At 34.2% G+C, this 26119-nt stretch carries 20 protein-coding genes and 1 riboswitch; of the genes, 18 read left to right on the top strand and 2 right to left on the bottom strand.

The window, feature by feature from the left end; genetic code table 11:
• The first annotated feature begins 4 nt into the window (after positions 1-4).
• The 13 genes from ABJM36_RS13870 to ABJM36_RS13810 all read left to right on the top strand — a co-directional run bounded on the left by ABJM36_RS13870 (position 5) and on the right by ABJM36_RS13810 (position 13937).
• On the top strand, positions 5-985 hold the full coding sequence (locus tag ABJM36_RS13870) for a ThuA domain-containing protein (protein ID WP_348452098.1): 981 nt from the start codon (positions 5-7) through the stop codon (positions 983-985).
• 482 nt (positions 986-1467) lie between these two features.
• Complete coding sequence (locus ABJM36_RS13865; protein WP_348452097.1) at positions 1468-2040, top strand: GNAT family N-acetyltransferase; 573 nt, start codon at positions 1468-1470, stop codon at positions 2038-2040.
• Between the two features lie 30 nt (positions 2041-2070).
• A complete protein-coding gene (locus tag ABJM36_RS13860) occupies positions 2071-3246 on the top strand; it encodes an argininosuccinate synthase domain-containing protein (protein WP_348452096.1) in 1176 nt (391 codons plus the stop codon).
• A gap of 61 nt (positions 3247-3307) precedes the next feature.
• On the top strand, positions 3308-4291 hold the full coding sequence (gene argC / locus ABJM36_RS13855; RefSeq protein WP_348452095.1) for an N-acetyl-gamma-glutamyl-phosphate reductase: 984 nt from the start codon (positions 3308-3310) through the stop codon (positions 4289-4291).
• Between the two features lie 276 nt (positions 4292-4567).
• Entirely contained in the window at positions 4568-5362 is a 795-nt protein-coding gene (gene proC, locus ABJM36_RS13850; RefSeq protein WP_348452094.1) for a pyrroline-5-carboxylate reductase, read from the top strand.
• A 1-nt stretch (position 5363) separates the two neighbouring features.
• Positions 5364-6518, top strand: a complete 1155-nt coding sequence (locus ABJM36_RS13845; protein ID WP_348452093.1) for an aminotransferase class III-fold pyridoxal phosphate-dependent enzyme — start codon at positions 5364-5366, stop codon at positions 6516-6518.
• Between the two features lie 4 nt (positions 6519-6522).
• Positions 6523-7719, top strand: coding sequence for a glutamate-5-semialdehyde dehydrogenase (locus tag ABJM36_RS13840; RefSeq protein ID WP_348452092.1), 1197 nt, complete (start codon positions 6523-6525; stop codon positions 7717-7719).
• A gap of 51 nt (positions 7720-7770) precedes the next feature.
• Entirely contained in the window at positions 7771-8553 is a 783-nt protein-coding gene (gene proB / locus ABJM36_RS13835) for a glutamate 5-kinase (protein ID WP_348452091.1), read from the top strand.
• 56 nt (positions 8554-8609) lie between these two features.
• Positions 8610-9551, top strand: coding sequence for an N-acetylornithine carbamoyltransferase (locus ABJM36_RS13830; RefSeq protein ID WP_348452090.1), 942 nt, complete (start codon positions 8610-8612; stop codon positions 9549-9551).
• A gap of 90 nt (positions 9552-9641) precedes the next feature.
• On the top strand, positions 9642-10421 hold the full coding sequence (argB, locus tag ABJM36_RS13825) for an acetylglutamate kinase (RefSeq protein WP_348452089.1): 780 nt from the start codon (positions 9642-9644) through the stop codon (positions 10419-10421).
• Position 10422: 1 nt separating this feature from the next.
• Positions 10423-11487, top strand: a complete 1065-nt coding sequence (locus ABJM36_RS13820; protein ID WP_348452088.1) for a M20 family metallo-hydrolase — start codon at positions 10423-10425, stop codon at positions 11485-11487.
• A 118-nt stretch (positions 11488-11605) separates the two neighbouring features.
• Positions 11606-12880 carry an argininosuccinate lyase gene (argH, locus tag ABJM36_RS13815; RefSeq protein ID WP_348452087.1) on the top strand — a complete coding sequence of 425 codons (1275 nt, stop codon included), beginning with the start codon at positions 11606-11608 and terminating at the stop codon, positions 12878-12880.
• Positions 12881-12968: 88 nt separating this feature from the next.
• Positions 12969-13937 (top strand): bile acid:sodium symporter family protein, encoded by a 969-nt coding sequence (locus ABJM36_RS13810; RefSeq protein WP_348452086.1) that lies wholly within the window; start codon positions 12969-12971, stop codon positions 13935-13937.
• A gap of 181 nt (positions 13938-14118) precedes the next feature.
• On the opposite strand, the gene leuB is transcribed toward ABJM36_RS13810, so the two are convergent.
• Together leuB and ABJM36_RS13800 are read right to left on the bottom strand one after the other, a co-directional pair.
• Positions 14119-15237 carry a 3-isopropylmalate dehydrogenase gene (leuB, locus tag ABJM36_RS13805; RefSeq protein WP_348452085.1) on the bottom strand — a complete coding sequence of 373 codons (1119 nt, stop codon included), beginning with the start codon at positions 15235-15237 and terminating at the stop codon, positions 14119-14121.
• A 71-nt stretch (positions 15238-15308) separates the two neighbouring features.
• Positions 15309-16484: a 2-isopropylmalate synthase gene (locus ABJM36_RS13800; protein WP_348452084.1), complete on the bottom strand. Its 1176-nt coding sequence runs from the start codon at positions 16482-16484 to the stop codon at positions 15309-15311.
• A 142-nt stretch (positions 16485-16626) separates the two neighbouring features.
• Here ABJM36_RS13800 and ABJM36_RS13795 point away from each other — a divergent pair, with 142 nt between their 5' ends.
• From ABJM36_RS13795 to ABJM36_RS13775, 5 genes are all read left to right on the top strand, one after another.
• Positions 16627-18177 carry a hypothetical protein gene (locus ABJM36_RS13795; protein WP_348452083.1) on the top strand — a complete coding sequence of 517 codons (1551 nt, stop codon included), beginning with the start codon at positions 16627-16629 and terminating at the stop codon, positions 18175-18177.
• Between the two features lie 269 nt (positions 18178-18446).
• Positions 18447-18572: riboswitch (SAM riboswitch) on the top strand.
• A gap of 112 nt (positions 18573-18684) precedes the next feature.
• Complete coding sequence (locus tag ABJM36_RS13790) at positions 18685-19959, top strand: O-acetylhomoserine aminocarboxypropyltransferase/cysteine synthase family protein (protein ID WP_348452082.1); 1275 nt, start codon at positions 18685-18687, stop codon at positions 19957-19959.
• Positions 19960-20156: 197 nt separating this feature from the next.
• On the top strand, positions 20157-23552 hold the full coding sequence (gene thrA / locus ABJM36_RS13785) for a bifunctional aspartate kinase/homoserine dehydrogenase I (protein ID WP_348452081.1): 3396 nt from the start codon (positions 20157-20159) through the stop codon (positions 23550-23552).
• A gap of 52 nt (positions 23553-23604) precedes the next feature.
• The gene (locus tag ABJM36_RS13780) at positions 23605-24771 is read left to right on the top strand and encodes an aminotransferase class I/II-fold pyridoxal phosphate-dependent enzyme (RefSeq protein WP_348452080.1); all 1167 of its coding nucleotides are present in this window, start codon (positions 23605-23607) and stop codon (positions 24769-24771) included.
• Positions 24772-24895: 124 nt separating this feature from the next.
• Entirely contained in the window at positions 24896-26101 is a 1206-nt protein-coding gene (locus ABJM36_RS13775; RefSeq protein WP_348452079.1) for a polysaccharide lyase family 7 protein, read from the top strand.
• Positions 26102-26119 lie beyond the last annotated feature (18 nt).

Genomic DNA, 26119 nt, shown 5'->3' with positions numbered 1-26119 from the left:
AGAAATGATGATAAATCGTATTGTTGTATTACTAATAAGTCTTTGTTTTTTTACAAAAGGCTATGCAAATAACCCAATTAAGAGTAAAATAAAAGTGCTAATAGTAGACGGACAAAATAACCATACGGTATGGCCAAAATCGACCATTATGATGAAGCGGTACCTTGAAGAAACTGGCTTGTTTACCGTAGATATTGCCCGAACTAAATATTTAAATAATAGTGAGGAAAACAAAAGTTGGTTAGGCTTTGCAAATGTACCTGAAGGTATTGAGGGTAAGCCAAAAACCGATCCGGATTTTAATCCAAAATTCTCAAAATATGATGTGATAATTTCTAATTTTGGCTATAAAGCTGCTTCATGGCCAGAAAAAGTTCAGTTGAATTTTGAAAAATACATTAAAAATGGCGGAGGTTTTGTTAGTGTTCATGCTGCCGATAATAGTTTTCCAGATTGGACAGCTTATAATGAAATGATTGCGATTGGTGGTTGGGGTGGTCGCACCGAAAAACACGGCCCATACTTATATATAGATAAGGATAATAAGCCAAAAAAAGATTATAGTCCGGGGAAAGGAGGAACCCACGGTAAAAGAGAGGCTTTCCCAGTAACAAATTATAATACAGAGCACCCAATTACAAAAGGAATGCCAAAGGTTTGGATGCATGCACCAGACGAATGTTATGCTTTCCTGAGAGGGCCCGCCGAAAATGTAACCATTTTAGCAACCGCAGTATCTACCAAGAAAAAACCAGAATTGGAACAAAAAGAGCCTGTTGCTATGGTAGTAAAATATGGTCAGGGAAGAATTTTTCATACCACATTGGGACACGATGCCACATCTTTTGAATGTGTTGGTTTTATAACCCTATTAAAGCGAGGAACAGAATGGGCTGCAACAAATAAAGTAACCCAAACGGAATTACCTGAAGATTTTCCTTCTGCTAATAAAACATCTTTAAGACCATTTGTTTTGCCAAAATAGGCAATTAGGGTTTTATTTAGTAACCCATGTTATGATTTGGTTAGTATCATTAAATATTATGAATAAAATAATTTATAAGAGGTTCTATGGAGAAAAACCATAGAGCCTTTATTTTTTTGTATTTAATGTTGTGTAATCCATAATTAGTTGTAATTTTGCTGCTTATATTAACGAAAGGGGCTTACGCCGACGATTTAGAGTTAATAGTTAAGGTAGTTATTCAGTGAAAACAGGAAACAACATATCTCTTATCTCTTCTGTTTTAGTAGCAAATACTAAAGCAACTGTTGTACGTTTTCCTAAAACTCGCCCCTAGGGGCTATTCAGTTTAAGAAAGCTATTCGCTTTCTAAGTTTCGTTATTTTTTTTGGAATAGATTTTTTAAGTAATTATTTTGTAATAGATACTTAATCTAATCAATTGTTTTAAGGTCATTTGTTGATTTTGAATGATTTAAAAATATACCTTAAAGGGGTTGTAAAATGGATACTATATTGGATACAGATATTATAAGTGTTATAGAGAAAGCTGAAGACTATTGTTTTAATGAGGACATAGAAATAAAGCTAGTTTATAAACTTTCAAATAAAACATTGGAATTAATTTCAGAACGATCTAAAGAGCTCTCTACCTTGTATTATGTAGATGTTGACATGTTGAGAACTCGTGCTGAAAATGGCTGTTTTATATTGAAAAAAGATGATAGAATTTATGGTCATATTTTTGTTCATGAGCATCAGGTAAAAGGGCATTCTGTTTATGAACGTACCTCCTTGTGGGTAGATCGCGAATGTCGTAATTATAACCTTGGGTTATTACTAATGTCCAGAATGACCGAGTTGTTTTCTAATTCCTTTTTAATTTCGGTTGCACAAACTCCTAAAGTACATCATTATAACGAATTATTGGGGATGACTCACGTTACCCTAGCTAAAATGTCTGTGGGATTAGTTGAGGAACTAGAGAAACTAGGAAAATTACGTGATGAGTTGAATTTTAAATATTATGTTAATGAATGTTTCAAGTCTGAAATAGGTCATTTAAAACAAATTTAGATTATAGAATAAGTTATACAAAATAATAAAATGAAAAAATTAGTAATAGCATATAGTGGAGGTTTAGATACCTCATATTGCGCAGTAAGTTTATCAAAAGAATATGATGTACATGCCGTTAGTGTAAATACTGGTGGTTTTACAACTGAAGAAATTAAGCATATTGAAAGTAACGCTTATAAAATGGGCGTTTCAACTTATAAAAATATTGATGCTGTAGCTACATTTTACCAAAAAGTAGTGAAGTATTTAATTTTTGGAAACGTATTAAAAAATGGTACATACCCACTTTCTGTAAGTGCAGAGCGTATTATTCAAGCTATAGAAATTATTGAATATGCTAAAAGTATTGACGCTGAATATATTGCTCATGGTAGTACAGGGGCAGGAAATGACCAAGTACGTTTCGATATGATTTTCCAAACTTTGGCACCAAATATTAAAATTATTACGCCTATAAGAGATCAAAAATTAACCAGACAAGAGGAAATAGATTATTTAAAATCTGAAGGTATTGATATGCCATGGGAGAAATCTAAATACTCGGTTAATAAAGGACTTTGGGGAACAAGTGTTGGTGGTGTAGAGACGTTAAAGTCTGAAAAACCATTGCCAAGTGAGGCTTATCCTTCTCAGTTAGAAAAAGAAGGGGAAGAAAAAGTAACCTTAACTTTTAAAAACGGGGAGTTTGTTGCGCTAAATGGCGAAGAAAATACTCCGGAAGTTAATATAGAAACCCTAAATAATATTGCCTCGGCTTACGCTATTGGTAGAGATATTCATGTTGGCGATACTATTGTAGGTACTAAAGGGCGTGTTGGTTTTGAAGCCGCTGCAGCTTTAATTACAGTAAAGGCGCACCATTTGTTAGAAAAGCATACCTTAACAAAATGGCAATTACAACATAAAGATTATCTGTCTAGTTTTTACGGCATGCATTTGCATGAAGGACAATATTTAGATCCTGTAATGCGAGATACAGAAGCATTTTTGCAAAGTTCACAAAAAATGGTTTCTGGTAATGTTGTAGTGACTTTAAAACCATACCACTTTTCTTTAGACGGTATTGTTTCAGATCATGATTTAATGTCTAGTAAGTTTAGTACGTATGGCGAAGAAAATAAAGCGTGGACCGCAGAGGATGCAAAAGGATTTATCAAAATTATAGGGAATCAAAATAAAATTTACAGACAAGTAAACTCATAATACGAATTTAAAAGACCTGCGAGGTTTTAAAAACAGTGCAGGTCTGAAAGAAGTATAAGAAATGAAAAAAATAAAAGCAGGAATTATTGGTGGTGCAGGCTATACGGCAGGTGAGTTAATTAGATTATTAATTAACCATCCAGAAACCGAAATTGATTTTGTGTTTAGTACAAGTAACGCTGGTAATAAGATTAGTAAAATACACCAGGATTTAGTTGGGACTTTAGATTTAAAATTTACAGACACCGTAAATCCAGATGTGGATGTTTTATTTTTATGCTTAGGTCATGGAAATTCTGTTAAGTTTTTAGAGGCTAATACGTTTTCTGATAACACAAAAATTATTGATTTAGGTAACGATTTTAGGTTAGAAGCCGATAAGGTTTTTAACGGTAAATCATTTGTTTATGGCTTACCAGAATTAAACAAAGAAGCTATTGTAAGTGCCAATTATATAGCAAACCCAGGATGTTTTGCCACGGCTATTCAATTAGGGTTGTTGCCATTGGCAGATGCTGGTTTACTTGGAAACGATGTGCATATTAATGCTGTTACAGGTGCAACAGGCGCAGGAACTTCGTTGTCTGCAACCACACACTATACGTGGCGAGATAATAACTTTTCGTATTACAAGCCGTTTACACATCAGCATTTAGGAGAAATAAACCAGTCGGTTAATCAATTGCAACCTAGCTTTAATTCTGAAATTATTTTTATGCCAAATAGAGGTAATTTTTCTAGAGGTATTTTTGCTACAATTTACACCGATTATGAGGGTACAGTAGAAGATGCAAAAGCAATATATGAAGCATTTTATGCAGATGCTAAATTTACATTTGTAGCTGATGATTTTTTACACATGAAGCAGGTTGTAAATACTAATAAATGTTTAGTGCATGTACATAAACACAACGGTAAATTGTTAATTAGCAGTGTAATTGATAACTTATTAAAAGGCGCTTCTGGTCAAGCGGTACAGAACATGAATTTAATGTATGGATTAGAAGAAACTTTAGGATTAGGTTTAAAGGCAACTTATTTTTAGGAAGTCGACTTAGGTTCCTCAAAAGGAAGAGTAGCGTGAAAGTTTTCGTTAATGCCTATAAGGTTTTTTGCCGCGTTAGGGATTGCAGTGGAAAGCCCACAGTCCGACAAAGGAGGTGAGGGACTTGCAACGTTTGGACTGCGCTCAAGACAGGATCCAAGCTCGGCCGCCTAGCCTGAGCATAGACGAAAGGTGTGGTAACCTGGCTGCCGGCAGGCAGGCGCCAAAATTAAATAAATAGATTCCCTTTTTTAAGGGTGCGATAAAAGAGTTAATATGAAAGTAGCAATTATAGGAGCAGGAAGTTTAGGACAGTCTATTGCAAAAGGACTAGTAACGACATCTGCTTTAACAACGTTGTATTTAACCAAACGAAACGTAAATTCAATTAAAGGGTTTGAGGAGTTTGATAATGTTCAGCTTACTTCGGATAATGCTTTAGCTGTTAAAAATTCTGATATTTTGATTTTTGCGGTTCAACCTCGTCATTTTGAGGCTATTTTAAAGGATTTAAAACCGTTACTTAATAAAAATCATGTTATTATTTCGGTAATAACAGGTTTTGCAATTTCAAGAATTGAAGATATTGTTGGGATAGATAGTTTTGTTATTCGCGCTATGCCTAATACGGCGGCTTCTGTGGGGCAATCTATGACCTGTATTTCGGTAAATGAAATGGCTAAGGCTAAAGTAGAATTAGCAAAAACTATTTTTAATTGTATGGGGCGATCTATGATAATTCCTGAGGAACAATTACAGGCAGCAACAGTAATTTGTGCGAGCGGAATTGCCTTTTGGATGCGTTTAATTCGGGCTACAACACAAGGCGCTATTCAGTTAGGTTTTGAGGCTCATGAGGCGCACGAATTGGCTATGCAAACATGTTTTGGTGCGGCAACCTTATTAAAAGAATCTGGCAAACACCCAGAGGAAGAAATAGATCGTGTTACAACACCTAGCGGCTGTACTATTGAAGGCTTAAACGAAATGGAACACCAAGGTTTAAGCTCGTCGCTTATTAAAGGAATTAACGCATCGTTTGAAAAAATAAACCAAATTAAAACCAAATAATATGCCACTATTTAATGTTTACCCGTTGTATGATGTAACGCCTGTTTCAGGAAAAGGTGTTTATGTTTATGATGAAAAAGGAACCGAGTATTTAGATCTTTACGGAGGTCATGCTGTAATTTCTATTGGACATGCGCATACGGACTATGTTGATGCAATAGCATCGCAAGTTGCTAAATTAGGGTTTTACTCTAATGCAGTTCAGAACCCATTACAGGTAGAGCTTGCCGATAAATTAGAAGCGCTCTCTGGTTGTAAAGACTATGAGTTGTTTTTATGTAATTCTGGTGCCGAGGCTAACGAGAATGCCTTAAAATTGGCATCGTTTAAAACGGGAAAATCTCGTGTGGTTGCTTTTAAAAATGGTTTTCATGGTCGTACGTCGGCTGCTGTAGCGGCAACCGATAACCCAAATATTATTGCGCCAATTAATGCGCAGCAAAAAGTAACTATTCTTGAGTTAAACGATATTGAAGGTGTAAAAGCGGAACTTGAAAAAGGTGATGTTTGTGCGGTTATTGTCGAGTTTATTCAAGGTGTAGGTGGTTTAGATGAAGGTTCTGCCGAGTTTTTTGAATCTGTTGATGCACTTTGTAAAGAAAATAACACCATGTTTATTGCCGATGAGGTACAGTCTGGTTATGGACGCTCAGGCAAGTTTTTTGCATTTCAGCACTATAATGTAACGCCAGATGTAATTTCGATAGCAAAAGGCATGGGGAACGGTTTTCCTATTGGAGGGATTTTAATTCATCCAGATATTGAAGCTAAATTTGGAATGTTAGGGACAACTTTTGGTGGTAACCATTTAGCTTGTGCTGCAGGTTTATCGGTTTTAAACGTTATTGAAGAGCATAAGTTAATAGATAATGTAAATGAGATGTCGTGCTATTTCATGAAATTAGCCAAAACTATTCCGCAAATAAAAAATATAAAAGGTAGAGGATTGATGTTAGGTTTAGAATTCGATTTTGAAGTTGGAGACCTTAGAAAGAATTTAATTTATAATCATAATATTTTTACCGGAGGTGCCTCAAATAAAAAATTATTAAGAATATTACCTCCTTTAACATTAAGAAGAGATCATATTAATATGTTTTTTGAAGCGTTGGTTGAAGCGTTGGTTGAGATTGAAGAAGCTGTAAAAGTAAGCTAGAAAAATGAACAAAACACTAAGTATACATAAACGTAATGCCGTATTAAATTCCATGAAGGAATTGGTTAAAGAACACGCACAAACTATCCTAGATGCTAATAAAATAGATATGGATAGCTATGATGATAGTGATTTGGCTATGAGTGATCGTTTAAAAGTTAACGACGCTAAAATAGAAGGCATGATTGAGTCTTTACGTCAGTTAGCAGAATTAGAAGATCCTGTTGGTGTGGAGCGTTTTAGCTTTACACACGATAATGGCATGCAAATTTATAACCGAACAGCTTCTTTTGGTACGGTCATGATTATATACGAGTCGCGTCCGGATGTTACTATAGAAGCCGGAGGAATTGCTTTTAAATCGGGAAACAAAATTTTATTAAAAGGCGGTAAAGAATCTCTAAATTCTAACTTAGCTATTGTGGATTTATGGCATAAAGCATTACAAGCACATGATGTAAGTACAGAATGGGTAGAGTATTTAAATTATAATCGCACCGAAACACAAGCGTTTTTAGAAAACCCAACACAAACCTTAGATTTAATTGTGCCACGTGGTGGCGAACGTTTAATCGAATTTGTAAAGCAACATGCTAAATGTCCTGTTATTGTTAGCGGACGCGGTAATAACTTTGTGTATGTGCATAAACATGCCGATGCTGCAATGGCTTTGGATATTATTGTAAATGCAAAATGCCAAAAGGTTTCTGGATGTAATGCTGTGGATAAGGTGTTAATCGACAGTGATTTACCTAATAAGGCACAATTTATTGAAGATTTATTATTACGCTTAGCATCACATCATGTTGAAGTTTTAGGAGATGATTCTTTAGCTGATTATAAATCGGTTAAACCGATTGAAAACGATGATATTTGGTATAAAGAGTTTTTAGATTATAAGATCGTTATTGGAAGTATACCACATACTTTAGCGGCGATTGAAATGATTAATAAATATAGTGGTGGCCACTCGGCATCAATAGTAACTAGTGCGCAAGGTGCTGCCGAAAATTTTATGGCTAGCGTAGATTGTGGTGCTGTTTATCATAATGCATCAACACGTTTTACTGATGGTTTCGAGTTTGGTTTAGGTGGCGAGTTAGCCATCAGTACCGATAAATTACACCAACGCGGACCAATTGGCTTACAACATTTAGTAACTAATAAATGGTATGTTCATGGTAGTGGACAAGTAAGATAACCAAACTACGCATAATTAGTGTTTTAAAATAAGCAGGTGAAGTTTTAAATAATGAAGAAAAAACGCATTTTACTAAAAATTGGCTCTAATACGCTAACGAAAGAAACCGATAATTTATCGCGTGGTAAAATTGAAGATATTGCAAATCAAATACAAAAACTTCAAGATACTCACGAGTTTATTATTGTAAGCTCTGGCGCTATTGCTGTGGCAAAACAATTTGTAAAGCTAGAAAGCCAACGGGAAGAAGTTTTTGTAAAACAAGCCTTGGCATCTATTGGGCAGCCACATTTAATACGAATCTATCAAGAAATATTTAGAGAATACGGCTTGTTGAGTTCGCAGTGTTTATTGTCGTATTCAGATTTTGAAAAGCAGGAAAGTAAAACCAATATTGTAAATACTATTAATGTATTGGTAAACAATAATTACATTCCTATTATTAATGAAAACGATACCGTTGCAACTGATGAAATTAAATTTGGTGATAACGATAAATTAGGAGCTTTAACAGCATCACTTTTAAATGTTGATTTATTTATAATTGCCACCAATACAAATGGTATTTATACCAAGGAATCTATCGAAAAAGGAACACCTAAAACCATAAGTGACGTGGATAATTTTGATGCTTTAAGAGCTCAAGTTGTAAATTCGAAATCTACACACGGAAGTGGTGGCATGCAATCTAAAATAGAAGCCGCAACGGTAGCTAAGGCTGCAAATATAGAAACTTGGATTGTAAACGGATTAGAGGATAATTTTATGATAAATGCCATGGAAGATAAAGTGGCGTTTACAAAAATATCCTGCAATGTTTCAAAACCCTTGTAGTACATATAAAAGAAATAAAGTTAAATTAAAAAAATACCCGCATAGGCGAGCATATAATGAAGAATTACACGTCAATAAACGATATAGACAACATCAATACTTGGATTAAAGAGGCCAAAAAACTTAAAGAAAACCCGCTTGAGCATAAAGCATTAGGAAAAAATAAAACATTGGGTTTATTATTTTTTAATTCTAGTTTACGTACGCGGTTAAGTACTCAAAAAGCAGCTTTAAATTTAGGTATGGATCCTATTGTTATGAATGTTTCTGGCGATGCTTGGGGAATTGAGTTTGGAGATGGTACTATTATGAATGGTAATACAGCAGAACATATTAAAGAAGCTGCTGCCGTAGTATCTCAATACTGCGATATTATAGCAGTAAGAGCGTTTCCTACCTTAACCGATAAAGAAAAAGATAATAGCGAGCAGGTTTTAAATGCTTTTAAAAAATATGCTTCAGTATCTATTGTAAATATGGAAAGTGCCACAGGGCATCCACTACAAGGGTTAACCGATGCGATTACCATTTCAGAACATGCTAAGGTTAAAAAACCAAAGGTGGTTTTAAGTTGGGCGCCTCATATAAAGGCATTACCTCATGCTGTTGCAAATAGTTTTACTCAAGCCATGCAAAAAATGGATGTTGAGTTTGTAATTGCTAATCCAGAAGGCTACGATTTAAACCCAGAAATAACAGGAGATACACCAATTTATCACAATCAGGAGGAAGCTTTTAAAGATGCCGATTTTGTGTATACTAAAAATTGGAGCTCGTATCAGGATTACGGAAAAGTAATCAATACAGATCTTAATTGGATGATAACTAAAGCTAAACTTGGCGATGCAAAATTTATGCACTGTTTACCCGTTAGAAGAAATGTAGTAGTTGAAGATGCTGTATTGGATACTGATAGTTCTTTGGTAATACAGCAAGCAAATAACAGAACCTATGCAGCGCAATTAGTGCTTAAAAAGATATTAGAAGATTTAAAGTAACACGCAACTTGTGAGGTTACTCAAACTTCTTGGTGGTTTTTAAATAAATAAACCATAAATTTTTAAAGCCAAAAAGATTTCAAGATAAATATGAAAGAAAAACTATCCATAGTAAAAATAGGAGGAAATATTATTGAAGATGAAAACGCTTTACAGGCATTTTTAAAATTATTTTCGAATTTAGAAGGCAAGAAAATATTGGTTCATGGTGGTGGTAAACGTGCAACGCATATGGCCTCCAAGTTAGGTATTGAGTCTAAAATGGTAAATGGTCGAAGAATTACCGATGCCGAAACTTTAGAAGTTATAACTATGGTTTACGGTGGTTTGGTTAATAAAAATGTGGTAGCCAAACTGCAAGCCTTAAATACCAACGCCATTGGATTAACAGGAGCCGATGTTAACAGCATACAATCTGATAAGCGTCCGGTAAAGGACATCGATTTTGGTTTTGTTGGCGATGTTAAAGCGGTGGCTTATAAGTCAATCGATAAATTAATTCAAGCCGATTTTACACCTGTTTTTTGTGCTATTACACACGACGGAAACGGACAGTTGTTAAATACTAATGCTGATACTATTACCTCTCAAGTGGCGGTAGGTATGAGTCAATTATACGACACATCAATCTATTATTGTTTTGAATTAAATGGCGTTTTAGAAGATATAGATGATAAAAACTCGGTAGTAAAACATATCAACACAAAAACCTATCAAGATTTGTTAGCTAAAGGTATTATTGCAGATGGCATGTTACCTAAGTTAGAAAACTGTTTTGATGCCTTACGTGGTGGTGTAAATTCTATAAATATGGGTAATACATCTATGTTAACGCAAGAAAATGATAATTTTACAACCATAACACTATAATATGCCCATACAAGACTTAACACAAGATGCTATATCGCTATTAAAAAAGCTGATAGAAACACAGTCTTTTTCTTCCGAAGAAGATAAAACAGCGTTGCATATTGAAGATTGGTTTACACGTTATAAAATCGATTATAAACGCACAAAAAATAACGTTTGGGCAGTCAATAAGCATTTTGATGAAAGCAAGCCAACGCTATTGTTAAATTCGCATCATGATACGGTAAAACCAAATTCGGCGTATACCAATAATCCGTTAGAGGCTTTTGTTCAAGACGGTAAATTATATGGTTTAGGAAGTAACGATGCTGGTGGCTGTTTGGTGTCTTTAATAGCGACATTTACCCATTTTTATAATCAGGAAAATTTAAAATATAATTTAGTTATTGTCGCTTCCGCGGAAGAAGAGAGTAGTGGTCCAAACGGGCTTAATAGTATGCTTCCAATAATCCCGAAAGTAGATGTAGCCATCGTTGGCGAACCTACTTTAATGAATTTGGCCGTTGCCGAAAAAGGTTTGGTGGTTTTTGATGCAGTTATAGAAGGTACACCAAGTCATGCAGCACATCCAAACGAAAATAACGCCATTTATAATACTATTGATGCGTTACAATGGTTTAAAGATTTTAAGTTCGAAAAAGGCTCTAAAGCTTTAGGCGATGTAAAGCTAACCGTAACACAAATTAATGCAGGATCGCAGCATAATGTAGTGCCAGCGCACGTCGATTTAGTGATTGATGTTCGTGTAAACGATGCGTATAGCAATGCAGAAATTGCCGAAATCTTACAAGAAAAGGCTCCAGTTACAAGTATAAAAGCACGTAGTTTACGTTTAAATTCGTCTAGTATTCCTGTGGAACACGATTTGGTAATAGCAGGCGTTGCTATGGGACGAACCACTTATGGGTCACCAACCTTATCCGATCAAGCGGTATTAACATGTCCGAGTTTAAAATTAGGGCCAGGAGATAGCACACGATCACATTCAGCAAACGAATTTATTTACTTAAATGAAATTGAGGAAGGTGTACAGATATATATTGAATTATTAGAAAAAGTATTATAGAAATAAGGATATAGAATCAAGAGACAAGACTTAAAAATAGTATGTTAGTAGTCTTTGTTCTAAAAGCGAAGCAGTCTTTTCTCTTTATTCTAAATTTTAAGAATTAAAATTTACTAAAATGAAACTCTGGGATAAAGGCATATCAATCGATAAAAAAATAGAACAATTTACAGTAGGTAACGACCGTGAAATTGATATTCATATTGCAAAATATGATGTTATTGCATCAAAAGCGCATGCAAAAATGCTGCAGAAAATCGGAATTATTTCGGTTGAAGAATTGGTGGAATTATTGGGCGGATTAAAAGTTCTTGAAGAGCAAATTGAAGAAGGAACCTTTGTTATCGATGCGCAGTTTGAAGATGTACACTCTAAAATTGAATTTGAATTAACAAAGTCTTTAGGCGAAGTTGGAAAAAAAATTCATACCGCACGTTCTAGAAATGACCAAGTTTTAGTGGCTTGTCATTTATATTACAAAGAGAACTTGGGTATTATTAAAGATAAAACAAAAACACTTTTCGAAACGCTTTTAGGTTTAGCAGATACTTATAAAAACAAGGTTTTACCAGGTTATACGCATTTGCAAGTGGCTATGCCATCATCATTTGGTTTATGGTTTTCGGCTTATGCAGAACTTATGATTGATGATGTGTTTTTATTGGATGCCGCAATAAAAACTGTAGACCAAAACCCTTTAGGTTCGGCTGCGGGTTACGGAAGTTCATTTCCTATTGATAGAGAATTAACGACTAAAGAAATGGGGTTTGCTACACTAAAATACAATGTGGTTGCAGCACAAATGGGGCGTGGTAAAAACGAGCGAACTATTGCAGCAGCTTTAGGTAGTTTATGTAATACTTTGTCGCGTTTTGCTATGGATACGTGTTTATATATGAGTCAGAATTTTGGCTTTATCTCGTTCCCAGATGAGTTAACAACAGGTAGTAGTATTATGCCTCATAAAAAGAATCCGGATGTATTTGAATTGATTCGTGGTAAGTGTAACAAAATCCAAGCTTTACAAGGTGAAATGGTATTGATAACTAGTAATTTACCAAGTGGATACCATAGAGATTACCAGTTATTAAAGGAAAACATGATTGCTGCTTTTGAAGAGTTAAAAGATATTCTTGATATTTTTAATTATTCGATTCAACAAATTATTGTGAAAGATGTTGATGTAAACAGCGATTTATACAAGTACTTGTTTACCGTAGATAATATTAATACGTTGGTTGTTGAGGGGCAAAGTTTTAGAGAAGCTTACCAAAAAATAGGCGGACAAGTTCAAGATGGTACATATGTTCCTGATACTTCTAAAAAACATACACACGCTGGTAGTATTCATAATTTATGCCTAGATGAAATTCGCAACAAGTTTCCTAAGTAATTTTAGTGGAAATAAATAAATTTCTTTTGAATTGAGTTTTACTGGAAATCCATATTTATTTCTTGTTGTATAGTTTATACATTTAAGGATGAAGAATATTAAGATTGATAAATTTGTTTTATCTATTATTGGCGTAATCATATTGGCTTACTTTTTCCCGCAATGGGGCGTAAGTGACAGCAAAATTCCTATCGATACAATTAGTACGGTAGGAATTTCGCTTATATTCTTTTTTTATGGGCTTAAATTGAGTCCGGAAAAGCTTAAAGCGGGGCTTAAAAACTGGAAATTACATGTTTTAGTACAAAGCGCTACGTTTTTAATTTTTCCTATGTTAGTTTTAGGGTTACGTCCGTTAATACAAAATGAAACGCATGAAACCATTTGGCTAGCTTTCTTTTTTTTAGCTGCGCTACCATCTACAGTATCGTCGTCTGTAGTAATGGTATCTATGGCAAAAGGGAATATTCCTGCTGCCATTTTTAATGCGAGTATCTCCGGGATTATTGGTATAGCCTTAACACCACTTTGGATGGGCCTTTTTGTTAATGAAGCGCAAACCTATTTCGATTTTACCACCATTTACATTAAGCTTATTGTTCAGATTATATTACCTGTGGTTTTGGGATTTTTATTGCAGCGATTTTTTGGCGCTTTTGTGCAAAAACATAGTGCTAAACTTACCATTTTTGATAAATCTATTATACTTCTTATTATTTACAAGAGTTTTGCTGAATCCTTTACCAAAAACATATTTAGTTCGGTATCGTTATTAGATTTACTCTTACTTTTTATTGCTGTATTAGCACTGTTTTTGTTAGTTTTTGTGGTGATAGGGTTTTTAACTAGAAAGCTTAATTTTAATAAAGAAGACCAGATTACGGCACAATTCTGCGGTACTAAGAAATCTTTAGTTCATGGTACAGTATTTTCTAAAATTATTTTTGGAAATATGGCTACAATAGGTATTGTTTTATTGCCTTTAATGTTGTTTCATGCATCTCAGATACTAATTATTAGTATTGTGGCAACACGGTTATCCAAGAGGAACGATTAAATATTTTAGAAGGGTATAAATGGGGTTTAAAGGACCAATTGCAGTATGGATACAAAAAAAAGTTAAGTCCAAACAAATTACGATATAAAAAAAGCGCATTGGTTAGATGCGCTTTTTAGGTTTTAGGATTTTCCTGCCAAATGTTTAGTTTAATTTACTTTTTGGTGACTAACTCAAAAAATTAAATGATGGTGGATTGTCCTAAATGAATATTAGTAAAGTTTAGATTTGTTTCGTCTGGATTTTGAATGAAATCCTCTATAAAATCACCCACTTTGGTGGTGCTAATATTGTCGTATTTGTTATTTAAATCTGGTGTTGTAATGTGTAATTTTAATGATTTATCAACGCCTTCTCGCACCAAAGCTGCTTCTTCGTCTAAACCAAAATGATCTAATAACATGGCAGCTGATAAAATGGAGGCAATAGGGTTCGCAATACCCTTATTGGCAGCTTTAGTGTATGCACCATGAATAGGTTCGAACATGGCGTATTTATCACCAATGGACGCCGATGCTAACAAACCTATAGAGCCAACAATTACACTAGCTTCTTCCGATAGGATATCTCCAAACATATTTTCTGTTAAAATAACATCAAACTGTCTAGGTTTAATAATAAGTTCCATGGCAGCATTATCAACGTAGGTGTAGTTAACACGAACATCGGGATATTGTGGAGCTATTTCTTTTACTATTCTGCGCCAAAGACGTGAGGTCTCTAAAACATTAGCTTTGTCAACTAAAGTTAATTTGCGTTTTCTAGATTGCGCAGCTTTAAATGCAGAATGTGTAACGCGTTCAATTTCAAAACGTTCGTATTTGCAAATATCGGTTGCTATATTTCCGTCGTCACTTAAGTATCGATCTCCAAAATAAATACCACTTGTCAATTCGCGATAAATAAGAATATTGGTATCCTTTATTTGTTTTGTTTTTAAAGATGACTTACTTAATAAATCGTCGTAAGCAATTATAGGGCGTATATTGGTGTGTAAACCTAATTCTTTACGAATACCTAATAAGCCTTGTTCTGGACGAATTTTAGCATCAGGATCGTCATCATACTTGGTGTTTCCAATAGCTCCAAATAAAACGGCATCTGCATTTTTACAAATGGTAATAGTTTCTTCAGGTAAAGGGTTACCTGTTTTATCTATTGCACATGCGCCAACTAATGCATTTTGAAATGTAAATATGTGGTTAAATTCCATAGCAATAACTTTCAAGACCTTTACGGCTTGGGCTGTTACTTCTGGACCTATACCATCACCTGGTAAAACGGCAATATTTAATTTCATCAACTTAGTTTTTAGTCATTCTCGCGTTTCATCTTTACTCAAGATAAGCTTAGGCGAGAATTTATTTTTATTTATGCCGAAATAATTTCTTTATATACTTTACTGTTTTCAATAATTTTATGAATGTCGTTGTCGTCCACCTCTTTTTTCTTATCGGCGAAATCTAAGAAATTCGTATAAATTTCATCCAACTGAAGTTTTGTTAATTCGTATCCAATATTTTTTGCTCTATAGGCTAATGCAGCTCTACCACTTCGTGCCGTTAATACAATGGCAGATTCGGTTACTCCAACATCTTTTGGATCCATGATTTCGTAAGTCTCACGGTTTTTAATCACACCATCTTGGTGAATTCCAGAACTATGTGCAAAAGCATTTGCACCAACAATAGCTTTGTTAGGTTGTGTGTAAATACCCATATTGTCAGAAACTAATTGGCTAATACCGTAAAGCATTTCTGTATTAATTCCTGTGTCTAGATTTAGGTAAGGGTGTTGTTTTAAAATCATTACCACTTCCTCTAAAGCTGTGTTTCCTGCCCGCTCACCAATACCATTAATGGTACATTCAATTTGGCGAGCACCGTTAATTACACCTTCAATAGAATTTGCTGTAGCCAATCCTAAATCGTTGTGGCAATGACAGGATAAAATAGCCTTGTCTATACCTCTTACGTTTTCTTTAAGGTATTTAATTTTTGCACCATATTCGCTTGGTAAACAATATCCTGTAGTATCAGGAATATTTAAAACTGTTGCTCCAGCTTTAATAACCGCTTCGCAAACACGTGCCAAATACTCATTATCTGTTCTACCTGCATCTTCAGCATAAAATTCTACATCTTCAACAAACGTTTTAGCGTAACTTACGGCTTTAACAGCGCGCTCGATTATAGCATCTTGGTTCGATTTAAATTTGAATTTAATATGAGAATCTGAGGTTCCTATTCCCGTATGTATTCTTGGTCGTTTAGCATATTTTAATGCTTCGCCAGCAACTTTTATATCATTCTCTACAGATCGGGTTAAACCACAAACGGTAGCATGTTTTACTATTTTTGAAATTTCTTCAACCGATTTAAAATCTCCAGGACTAGATACTGGAAAACCAGCTTCAATAACGTCTACTCCTAATAAATCAAGCTGTTCTGCAATAACTAGTTTTTGGTCAGTGTTTAGTTTACAACCTGGGACTTGCTCGCCGTCTCTTAGTGTAGTATCAAAAATTTGGACTTTATTATCAGACATTTATTAAAATATATTTTCGTATTGTTACACGAATTTATATTTTGGTTTTCTAAATACAGAGCTTCATATATAAATATTACGATGTTTAACCATGCTTAAATTGGGTTAAATGCATGAAAATCAAACATTTAACACTGTTTTTATGACTATAACGAAAGAGCAAAAAGATAATTTATTTGTATTGATTAAATCGTTATCTAAATCCGAAAAAAGGCAATTCAAGCTTTATGTTGGGAGATTAGGTGTTAACGAGGAGTCGAAATTTTTGAAACTCTTTAATATACTTGATAAAATCAATGTGTATGATGAAGCAACTATTCTTAAAAAAGGTATCGTTAAAAAACAACAGCTATCTAATTTAAAGGCACATTTATATAAACAGATTTTAATTAGTTTAAGGTTAAACCCATCGCATCAAGATATTCGAATTCAAATTCGGGAACAATTAGATTTTGCGACTATTTTATACCATAAAGGACTTTACAAACAAAGTTTAAAGATTTTAGATAAAGCAAAAAATTTAGCCATTATAAATGAAGAAAAAAATGCAGCTTATGAAATTGTAGAATTAGAAAAGGTAATCGAGTCTCAATATATAACACGAAGTATTAGTAGTCGTGCAGACGAGCTTACCGTTCAAGCTAAAGAGCTAAGTTTACAAAACGTTTTGGCTAGTAAATTATCAAATTTATCCCTTCAATTATACGGCTTGTTTTTAAAAATGGGCTACATTAAAAACGATGAGGATTATCAAATAATAACAAAGTACTTTAACGATAGGCTTCCAAAATATAACATAAATAAATTAGGTTTTAGAGAAAAACTGTGGCTTTATAAATCGTATTTATGGTATAGTTTTTTAACCGTCGATTTTTTAGCCTGTTATAAATACGCTTCAAAATGGGTAGACTTGTTTTATGATAATAAAGATATGATAGCCTTAAATCCTGTATTCTTTCTAAAAGGAAATAATTATTTATTAGAGTCACTATTCTTCTTGAATAAACACGAAAAATTCAAGTTTTCTTTATTAAAATTAGAGGCGCTTACCAAAGAAAAATGGTTTCCAACAAATGATAATATTGAGGGTTTAGCCTTTCTGTATATTTATAATAATAAATTTAATCTTCATTTTATAGAAGGTAGTTTTGAAGCTGGTATGCCTCTTATTGATGAGGTTTTAGAGCGTTTGAAAAACTACAAAAATCGTATAGATGAGCATCATATTATGGTGTTTTATTACAAAATAGCAAGTATGTATTTTGGTGCCGGTGATAACAAAAAATGTATATTTTATTTAGAGAAAATTATAAGTAATAAATCCTTGCAATTGCGCGAAGATTTATTGTGCTTTTCACGAGTTTTAAATCTTGTAGCGCATTACGAGGCTGGTTTAGATTATAATTTGGACGTTTTAATTAAAAGCACCTATAAGTTTCTAATTAAAATGGAAGATTTGTACGAAGTACAAAGAGAATTTATCAAATTTTTACGTGGTTTGGGCGATATTTATCCGCACGAGGTAAAAGGTGAATTTATCAAACTCCACAAAAAACTAAAAACTTACGAAAACGACCCTTACCAAAGCCGTTCATTTTTGTACCTCGATATTATTTCGTGGTTAGAGTCTAAAATCGAAAACCGTCCTATTGGCGACATCATTCGCGATAAATTTAAAAATTCAAGAAGCTAGGTTTTTGTTCTTAAGTCGTAAGAATAAGGTTTTACTCCTTGCTTGTTATTTTAAATTAATGAATATAAAAATTTCATTACACGAACCATTCTTGGTCGGGAATTTTAAACAGGTTGTTATTTTGCTTTCGTAGATATTTTTTTCAAAGTAAGTTACGAGTCTTCCATCAAGAGGTTTATTTAGTTAAAGTCAAAAAATACGCTTAAAAATTTGGATATTAACGCTACAGATTCAATCTTTGCACTCACAAAGTTCAAACACGTATTGAAATGTTATCAAGAAAGGTGGAGGGATTAGACCCTTTGAAACCTTAGCAACCCTTTAAACTTATTAAAGAAGGTGCTAAATTCTACTTAAATTGCCAATTCATTTATTGGTATTTGGATAGATAACTCAAAAATTACAGTCTGTAATTTCACAACTCTTTTTAACATTTTTCTACTAAATGCACTTTTTACAAGTGATTTTTGACTTTATTAAACTAATAATATAAAAAAAACTAGAAAAATGAGTGATCTTAAATTGGCAACAAACGCATTACATGCAGGACACGATGTTACAGCAAACGGAGGAACAAGGGCTGTTCCTATATATCAAACGACTTCGTATGTTTTTAATAATTCGGACCATGCAGCTAACCTGTTTTCATTAAAGGAACTAGGGTTTATTTATACACGTTTAAACAACCCAACAAACCAAATTTTGCAAGATCGTTTAGCGGCTGTAGAGGGCGGTATTGGAGCTGTTGTTTTTGCATCGGGAACGGCTGCTATTGCAACAGGTTTATTAACTTTGTTAAAAGCGGGCGACCACATTGTAGCGTCTAGTAGTTTATACGGCGGAACATACAACTTGTTAAGTGTAACCTTACCACGATTAGGTATTACAACAACATTTGTAGAAGCTTCAGATCCTGATAATTTTAAGGAAGCAGTTCAAGATAACACCAGAGCGTTTTTTGTAGAGTCGCTAGGAAACCCTAAACTGGATGTTCTAGATTTAGAGGCTATTGCAGCGCACTCTAAAGCAGCCGAAGTACCTTTTATTGTAGATAACACCGTGGCAACCCCAGCTTTATTAAATCCTATTAAGCACGGTGCTAATATTGTTATTCACTCATTAACTAAATACATTGGCGGACAAGGAACTTCTTTAGGTGGTGCTATAATTGATGCCGGAACTTTTAATTGGGCAAACGGTAAGTTTCCTGAGTTTACAGAGCCATCTGCAGGATACCATGGTTTAGTATATCATGACGCTTTAGGTGCAGCATCATATACATTTAAATTAATTCTTGAAGGTTTAAGAGATTTTGGTGGTGCTATGAGTCCAACCAATGCCTTTAATATTATTCAAGGTTTAGAAACTTTACCCGTTAGAATAAAACAACACAGTGAGAATGCTTTAGAACTTGCAAAATGGTTAGAAGCGCAAGACGAAATTGCTTGGGTGAACTATCCTGGTTTAGAAAGTAGTAAATACAAAGCATTAGCGGATAAATATTTACCTAAAGGACAAAGTGGTATTATAACCTTTGGACATAAAGGCGGTTATGATGCAGCTAAAAAAATAGCAGATAACACAAAATTATTCTCTTTATTGGCTAATATAGGTGACACAAAATCATTAATTATTCACCCAGGAAGTACAACGCACCAACAATTAGATGAGGCACAACAAGCCTCGGCAGGTGTGTCTGGAGATTTAATTAGATTATCGGTTGGTATTGAAGATATAGAAGATTTAAAAGCTGATTTATTAGAAGCTTTTAAAACGATTTAATTGAAATAATTTATATAGCCTACAAGGCTTTAAAACCTTGTAGGTGTTATAAAACACATTGGCGATATACTTGCGTTAGCGATTGAGATGGAAACCCACAGCCCGACGTAGAAGAATTTAGGACTTGAAGCAGAAAGTCCGACCCTTATGGTAACCTGTCTGCCGATAGGCAGGCGCCCAAAAAATAAAAACAGACATTGAAACACGAATTACAACATATCAATATAAAAAACTTTACTACCGAAAGTGGTGTGCTTAACCAAGATATTAAGCTAAGTTACCAGGTTTTTGGGAAGCCTTTGGGTAGTGCGCCAATTGTTTTGGTAAACCATGCATTAACAGGAAATAGCGATGTTGCTGGCGAGGATGGCTGGTGGCGCGATTTGGTTGGCGATGATAAGGTTATTGATACGAAGCTTTATACGGTTTTATCGTTTAATATTCCTGGAAATGGTTTTGATGGGTTTGTTATTGATAATTATAAGGATTTTGTGGCTCGCGATATGGCTAACATATTTTTAACAGGACTTAAGACATTAAAAACAGGGAAAGTATTTGCAACTATTGGTGGGTCATTAGGTGGTGGCATTGCATGGGAAATGGCTGTTTTAAAACCTAATTTTACCGAGCATTTAGTGGTTGTTGCTACCGATTGGAAATCGACCGATTGGTTAATTGCTAATTGCCAAATACAGGAGCAGTTTTTATTAAATTCTAAGCATCCGGTACACGATGCAAGAATGCACGCTATGTTGTGTTATCGCACACCAGAGTCGTTTAAGGAGCGTTTTCAGCGTTCTAAAAATGACGATTTAGAGATTTTTAATGTAGAAAGTTGGTTGTTACATCACGGTAAAAAGTTGCAAGAACGTTTTCAACTTTCCGCTTATAAATTAATGAATCAGTTATTAAAGTCTATTGACGTGACTAAAGGGCGATCGAGTAATTTTAATGTACTTGAAAATATTGAAGCCAAAATACATATTGTTGGTGTAGATTCTGATTTGTTTTTTACTGCTGAAGAAAACCGAGAAACGCATAAACAATTAGCATTAACGCATCCTAATGTAACGTATAACGAAATACATTCCGTACACGGACACGATGCGTTTTTAATGGAATATGAGCAGTTAGAAAAAATTATAGAAGGCATTTTTGTGCCACATTCTAAAAGAAAACCTATGAAAGTATTAAAATTTGGAGGAAAATCGTTAGCCAACGGAAAAGGTTTAGAAACGGTGCTTTCAATTATTAAAAATAAAGTAGACGCTGGCGAACGCATTAGTGTTGTGGTTTCGGCAAGAGGTTCGGCTACAGATGATATTGATGCTATTTTAAATAAAGCCCTAAGAGGTGAACCATATCAAGACGATTTAAATGCTTTTAAAGCGTATCAAACTGAGCCTTTAAAAAGTATAGATTTTTCGGAAGAATTTTTAGTGCTTGATAAGTTGTTTGAAGGTGTTAGTTTGTTGCGCGATTATAGCAAAAAGACGAAGGATAATATTTTAGCTCAAGGCGAATTATTATCAGTAAAGCTTATTGCTAGTTTATTAAATGAACAGGGTATTAAAGCTAAAGCTACGGATTCTCGCGTGTTAATAAAAACAGATGAAACCTTTGGTAATGCCCAACCTTTATCGAAAATATCAAAAGAAAACACACAGGCTTACTTTAGTAAAAATAAAGATGTGGTTAATGTGGTTACTGGTTTTATAGCCTCTAATTTAAAAAATGAAACGACCACTTTAGGACGTAACGGAAGTAATTATACAGCGGCTTTATTGGCTAATTTTTTAGATGCCGAGGAATTGCAAAATTACACGCATGTTAGTGGTATTTATACGGCCGATCCTGTTTTAGTGCCAGACGCGAAACAAATTAGAGAACTGTCATTTAGTGAAGCTAATGAATTAGCTAATTTTGGGACTTCGGTCTTACATGCTAAAACCATTATTCCGTTAGTAGAAAAAAACATTAACCTTCGTATTTTAAATACCTTTAATCCGGATGATGAAGGTACACTTATTACGGCAAGACCAAGTACTAAAGAAGTGACTTCCTTATCTATTTTAGATAATGTGGCTCTATTAAACTTAGAAGGCCGAGGTCTTTTAGGTAAAATTGGTGTAGATGCTAGAATATTTGGGGCTTTAAGTAAATATGGTATTAGTGTTAGTATTGTATCGCAAGGATCGTCAGAGCGTGGTATTGGGTTAATTATTGATGCCGATCAAGCTACCCAAGCCGTTATTGCGCTTGAACGTGAGTTTGAAAGCGATTTTTATTCCCAAGATGTTAATAAAATTGATGTTGTTGATGATGTAGCTGTAATTTCAATTATTGGAATTGAGTTGAGTTCATTCCACAAACCATTTAATGCCCTTATAAAAAATCAAATAACACCATTGCTTTTTAATAACACGGTTACTGGAAAAAATGTGAGTTTGGTGGTTAAAAAATCGCAACTGCACAAGGCAGTAAATGTTATTCATGGAGAAGTTTTTGGAGTTTCTAAAAAAATAAACATTGCTATTTTTGGTCATGGTGGTGTTGGTGGTGCTTTGATTAATCAAATTTTAAAATCGAAAGGGGATATTGAAAAACGAAAAGGTATTAACTTAAATATTTTTGCCATTGCGAATTCTAAAAAGTTATTGCTTGATAAAAATGGAGCAGAAGCCAATTGGGAAAAAGCTATTGCATCAAGTTCGTTTGAAAGTTCTATAGAAGACATAGTTACTTATGCTAATAATCACCATTTAGAGAATTTAATTGCAGTGGATAATACGGCAAGTTCAGAATTTTATAAAAATTATATTCCGTTAGTTGAGGCCGGATTCGATTTGGTATCGTCTAATAAAATCGCAAACACGATTTCGCACGATTTTTATACAGAATTAAGAACAGAATTAAAAAATAACAACAAACAATATTTGTACGAAACTACAGTTGGTGCAGGTTTACCTTTAATTGATACGATTAAATTATTGCATGAATCTGGGGAAAATATAACGAGAATTCGAGGTGTGTTTTCAGGGACTTTAAGTTACCTATTTAATAATTATTCGGTTCAAAATAAAGCGTTTAGTGAAATCATTCAAGAAACTGTTGATAAAGGTTATACAGAGCCAGACCCTCGTGAGGATTTTTCAGGAAATGATGTAGCTAGAAAGTTATTAATTCTTGCAAGAGAGTTGGATTTGCAAAACGAATTTGAAGATGTTGAGGTGTTAAATTTAATTCCAGAAGCGTATCGAGATATTTCGGTTTCAGAATTTTTATCACAGTTGAATGTTCTAGATGAGCAATATCAAAAGATAAAAGACGACCAAGAAGCAGGACATGTTTTAAGGTATGTAGGTGATTTGTCTGGTGATTTATCTCAAGATAAGGGTCAATTAGAAGTGAAATTAGTATCTGTTCCAGAAGATAGTACATTAGGACATGTAAAAGGATCGGATGCTATTTTTGAAATTTTCACAGAAAGTTACGGCGAGCAACCAATAGTTATTCAGGGCGCAGGAGCAGGAGCAGAAGTTACTGCAAGAGGTGTTTTTGGAGATATTTTAAGGTTGTCGAAACACAATTAATAAAACGAAATTTTTATTTCCGATTAAACGGAATCCAAAATATACAAACAAAATGAGTAAGAAATTTGAAACTTCAGCTATAAGAACACAGAGTGAAACGACACAGTTTTCAGAACATTCGGTACCCTTGTATTTAACTTCGGGCTTTGTGTTTGATGATTCCGAAGAAATGCGCGCGTCGTTTGCTGAAGAAAAGCAACGCGATTTATATAGCCGTTATAGCAACCCGAACGTTAATGAGTTTGTAGACAAGGTGTGCGCTATGGAAGGAGCCGAAGCTGGATTTGCTTTTGCTAGTGGCATGGCTGCAGTGTTTTCAACATTTGCAACATTATTAAATGCAGGCGATCATGTGTTGTCTTGTAGTTCTGTTTTTGGTGCGACTCATGGTTTGTTTACAAAATATTTTCCAAAATGGAATATTGAATGTTCTTATTTCAATATTAATGAGGTTGATGTTATTGAAGATTTAATTCAGCCAAACACGAAATTCATTTATGCAGAAACACCAACAAATCCGGGTGTTGATATCCTAGATTTAGAATTTTTAAGTGCGATTTGTAAAAAGCATAATATACTGTTGGTAGTCGATAATTGTTTTGCTACCCCTTATTTACAAAACCCAATTAAGCTTGGTGCAGATTTAGTAATTCATTCAGCTACTAAATTAATGGATGGACAAGGGCGTGTACTTGGAGGTATAACAGTTGGTAGTAAAGAGCTTATTAGAGAAATTTATTTGTTTTCTAGACTTACTGGGCCATCGTTAAGTCCTTTTAATGCTTGGGTGTTATCTAAATCGTTAGAAACTCTAGCGTTAAGAGTTGAAAAGCATTGTGATAATGCTATTAAAATTGCCACATTTTTAGAAGCACATCCTAAAGTTACTTGGGTTAAATATCCTTTTTTAAAATCGCATCCTAAATATGAAATCGCCAAAAAACAAATGCGTTTGGGGGGTAATATAGTTGCTTTTGAGGTTGAAGGTGGTTTAAAAGGCGGTAAGTCCTTTTTCGATAGTGTAAAAATGTGTTCGCTATCGGCAAATCTGGGAGACACAAGAACCATTGTAACGCACCCGGCAAGTACAACACATGCTAAAGTTGAGCCAGAGGTTAAAAAAGCTGCAGGAATTACAGATGGTATGGTGCGTATTTCGGTTGGTTTAGAACATGTTGATGATATTATTCAGGATTTGGAGCAGGCGTTGGATAAATAATTTTTAACTTAAATATTTAGGTATTGTTTTTGCAATATATGTCTATTGAAACTGCTATGTTAATAAGTGAATGTCTCATAATATTGCAGAAAGGCTTAGTGCTAAAATATAATGCATAAAATTTATGAAACCATTAAAAATCATTTTTGTACTTCTAATTTTTACATCAATAGTTAGTTGTGGTTCGGAAGAATCAAATGAAGAAGAGAAGGCTGTAGAGTTGAATTTATCTTCAGTTTCTGAATTTACTGCAAATGAAGAAACAAAATCACTTACAGTAACTGCTAATTCATATTGGTATACTGAGAATAACAACGATTGGATTACCCTTACACCCACAAACGGAACCAATAATGGGGTTGTAAATATTTCTGTGTCGGCTAACTTAACGGAAGCTAAACGTACTGGTATAATTGGTGTATTAGGTGGTGATGTTTCAAGAGATTTAGCTATTACCCAGGCGGGAAAAGAACCCGTTACAGGAGTGTTGGACCCAAATAAAGCACCCTCAGAAAACTTTGATTTATCTACATGGAATTTAAGTATTCCGGTAAACAAAGGTAATGGGACAGCAACCACTATAACGGTTGGTCAAATTAATAGTAACTATACAAACAGCACTTATTTTTATACGGCTGCCGATGGTGGCATGGTCTTTAAATGTCCTGTCGATGGCTTTAAAACATCTACAGGTACAAGTTATACACGAGTAGAGCTACGCGAAATGTTAAGAGGTACGAACACGAGTATAAGTACTCAAGGTGTTAATAAAAACAACTGGGTTTTTGGTACCTCACCTACTTCCGATAAAATGGCTGCGGCAGGTTACGATGGTGAAATGAGTGCTACCGTTGCTGTGAATTATGTAACAACTACTGGTGATAGTGGTCAAGTTGGTAGAGTGATTATTGGTCAAATACATTCTAATGATGATGAACCGGTTCGTATTTATTATAGAAAATTAAAAAACAATACTTTAGGGTCTATTTATTTTGCTCATGAGCCTACCGATGGTAATGGAAGTGAACAATGGTATGACATGATAGGTTCTAGAAGTAGTAGTGCTTCTAACCCTTTAGATGGTATTGCGCTCGACGAAAAATTTAGTTATGTTATTAAAGTTATTGGAGATAGTTTAACGGTTACTATAATTAGAGAAGGTAAAGATGATGTGGTTAAAACTGTTAATATGGCTAATAGTGGCTTTAATGTAGGTGGTCAATATATGTATTTCAAAGCTGGAGTATATAATCAGAATAATACTGGTGATGGAGATGACTATGTACAAGCCACATTTTACGCTTTAGAAAAATCGCATACCACAAATTAATAATAAGTTTATAAATCA

The sequence above is a fragment of the Algibacter sp. genome, assembly GCF_039977455.1.
Classification (GTDB): Bacteria; Bacteroidota; Bacteroidia; order Flavobacteriales; family Flavobacteriaceae; genus Algibacter_B.
Note: the sequence above shows the minus strand (reverse complement) of the source record. Positions and strands in the feature narration are given on the sequence as shown.

Coding starts and splice junctions, on each gene's coding strand:
- ABJM36_RS13795 (WP_348452083.1), top strand. CDS start 16,627: ATGACTATAACGAAAGAGCAAAAAGATAATTTATTTGTATTGATTAAA.
- ABJM36_RS13870 (WP_348452098.1), top strand. CDS start 5: ATGATGATAAATCGTATTGTTGTATTACTAATAAGTCTTTGTTTTTTT.
- proB (WP_348452091.1), top strand. CDS start 7,771: ATGAAGAAAAAACGCATTTTACTAAAAATTGGCTCTAATACGCTAACG.
- ABJM36_RS13840 (WP_348452092.1), top strand. CDS start 6,523: ATGAACAAAACACTAAGTATACATAAACGTAATGCCGTATTAAATTCC.
- ABJM36_RS13800 (WP_348452084.1), bottom strand. CDS start 16,484: ATGTCTGATAATAAAGTCCAAATTTTTGATACTACACTAAGAGACGGC.
- ABJM36_RS13820 (WP_348452088.1), top strand. CDS start 10,423: ATGCCCATACAAGACTTAACACAAGATGCTATATCGCTATTAAAAAAG.
- leuB (WP_348452085.1), bottom strand. CDS start 15,237: ATGAAATTAAATATTGCCGTTTTACCAGGTGATGGTATAGGTCCAGAA.
- argB (WP_348452089.1), top strand. CDS start 9,642: ATGAAAGAAAAACTATCCATAGTAAAAATAGGAGGAAATATTATTGAA.
- ABJM36_RS13790 (WP_348452082.1), top strand. CDS start 18,685: ATGAGTGATCTTAAATTGGCAACAAACGCATTACATGCAGGACACGAT.
- ABJM36_RS13810 (WP_348452086.1), top strand. CDS start 12,969: ATGAAGAATATTAAGATTGATAAATTTGTTTTATCTATTATTGGCGTA.
- proC (WP_348452094.1), top strand. CDS start 4,568: ATGAAAGTAGCAATTATAGGAGCAGGAAGTTTAGGACAGTCTATTGCA.
- argC (WP_348452095.1), top strand. CDS start 3,308: ATGAAAAAAATAAAAGCAGGAATTATTGGTGGTGCAGGCTATACGGCA.
- ABJM36_RS13845 (WP_348452093.1), top strand. CDS start 5,364: ATGCCACTATTTAATGTTTACCCGTTGTATGATGTAACGCCTGTTTCA.
- argH (WP_348452087.1), top strand. CDS start 11,606: ATGAAACTCTGGGATAAAGGCATATCAATCGATAAAAAAATAGAACAA.
- ABJM36_RS13865 (WP_348452097.1), top strand. CDS start 1,468: ATGGATACTATATTGGATACAGATATTATAAGTGTTATAGAGAAAGCT.
- ABJM36_RS13775 (WP_348452079.1), top strand. CDS start 24,896: ATGAAACCATTAAAAATCATTTTTGTACTTCTAATTTTTACATCAATA.
- ABJM36_RS13830 (WP_348452090.1), top strand. CDS start 8,610: ATGAAGAATTACACGTCAATAAACGATATAGACAACATCAATACTTGG.
- ABJM36_RS13860 (WP_348452096.1), top strand. CDS start 2,071: ATGAAAAAATTAGTAATAGCATATAGTGGAGGTTTAGATACCTCATAT.
- ABJM36_RS13780 (WP_348452080.1), top strand. CDS start 23,605: ATGAGTAAGAAATTTGAAACTTCAGCTATAAGAACACAGAGTGAAACG.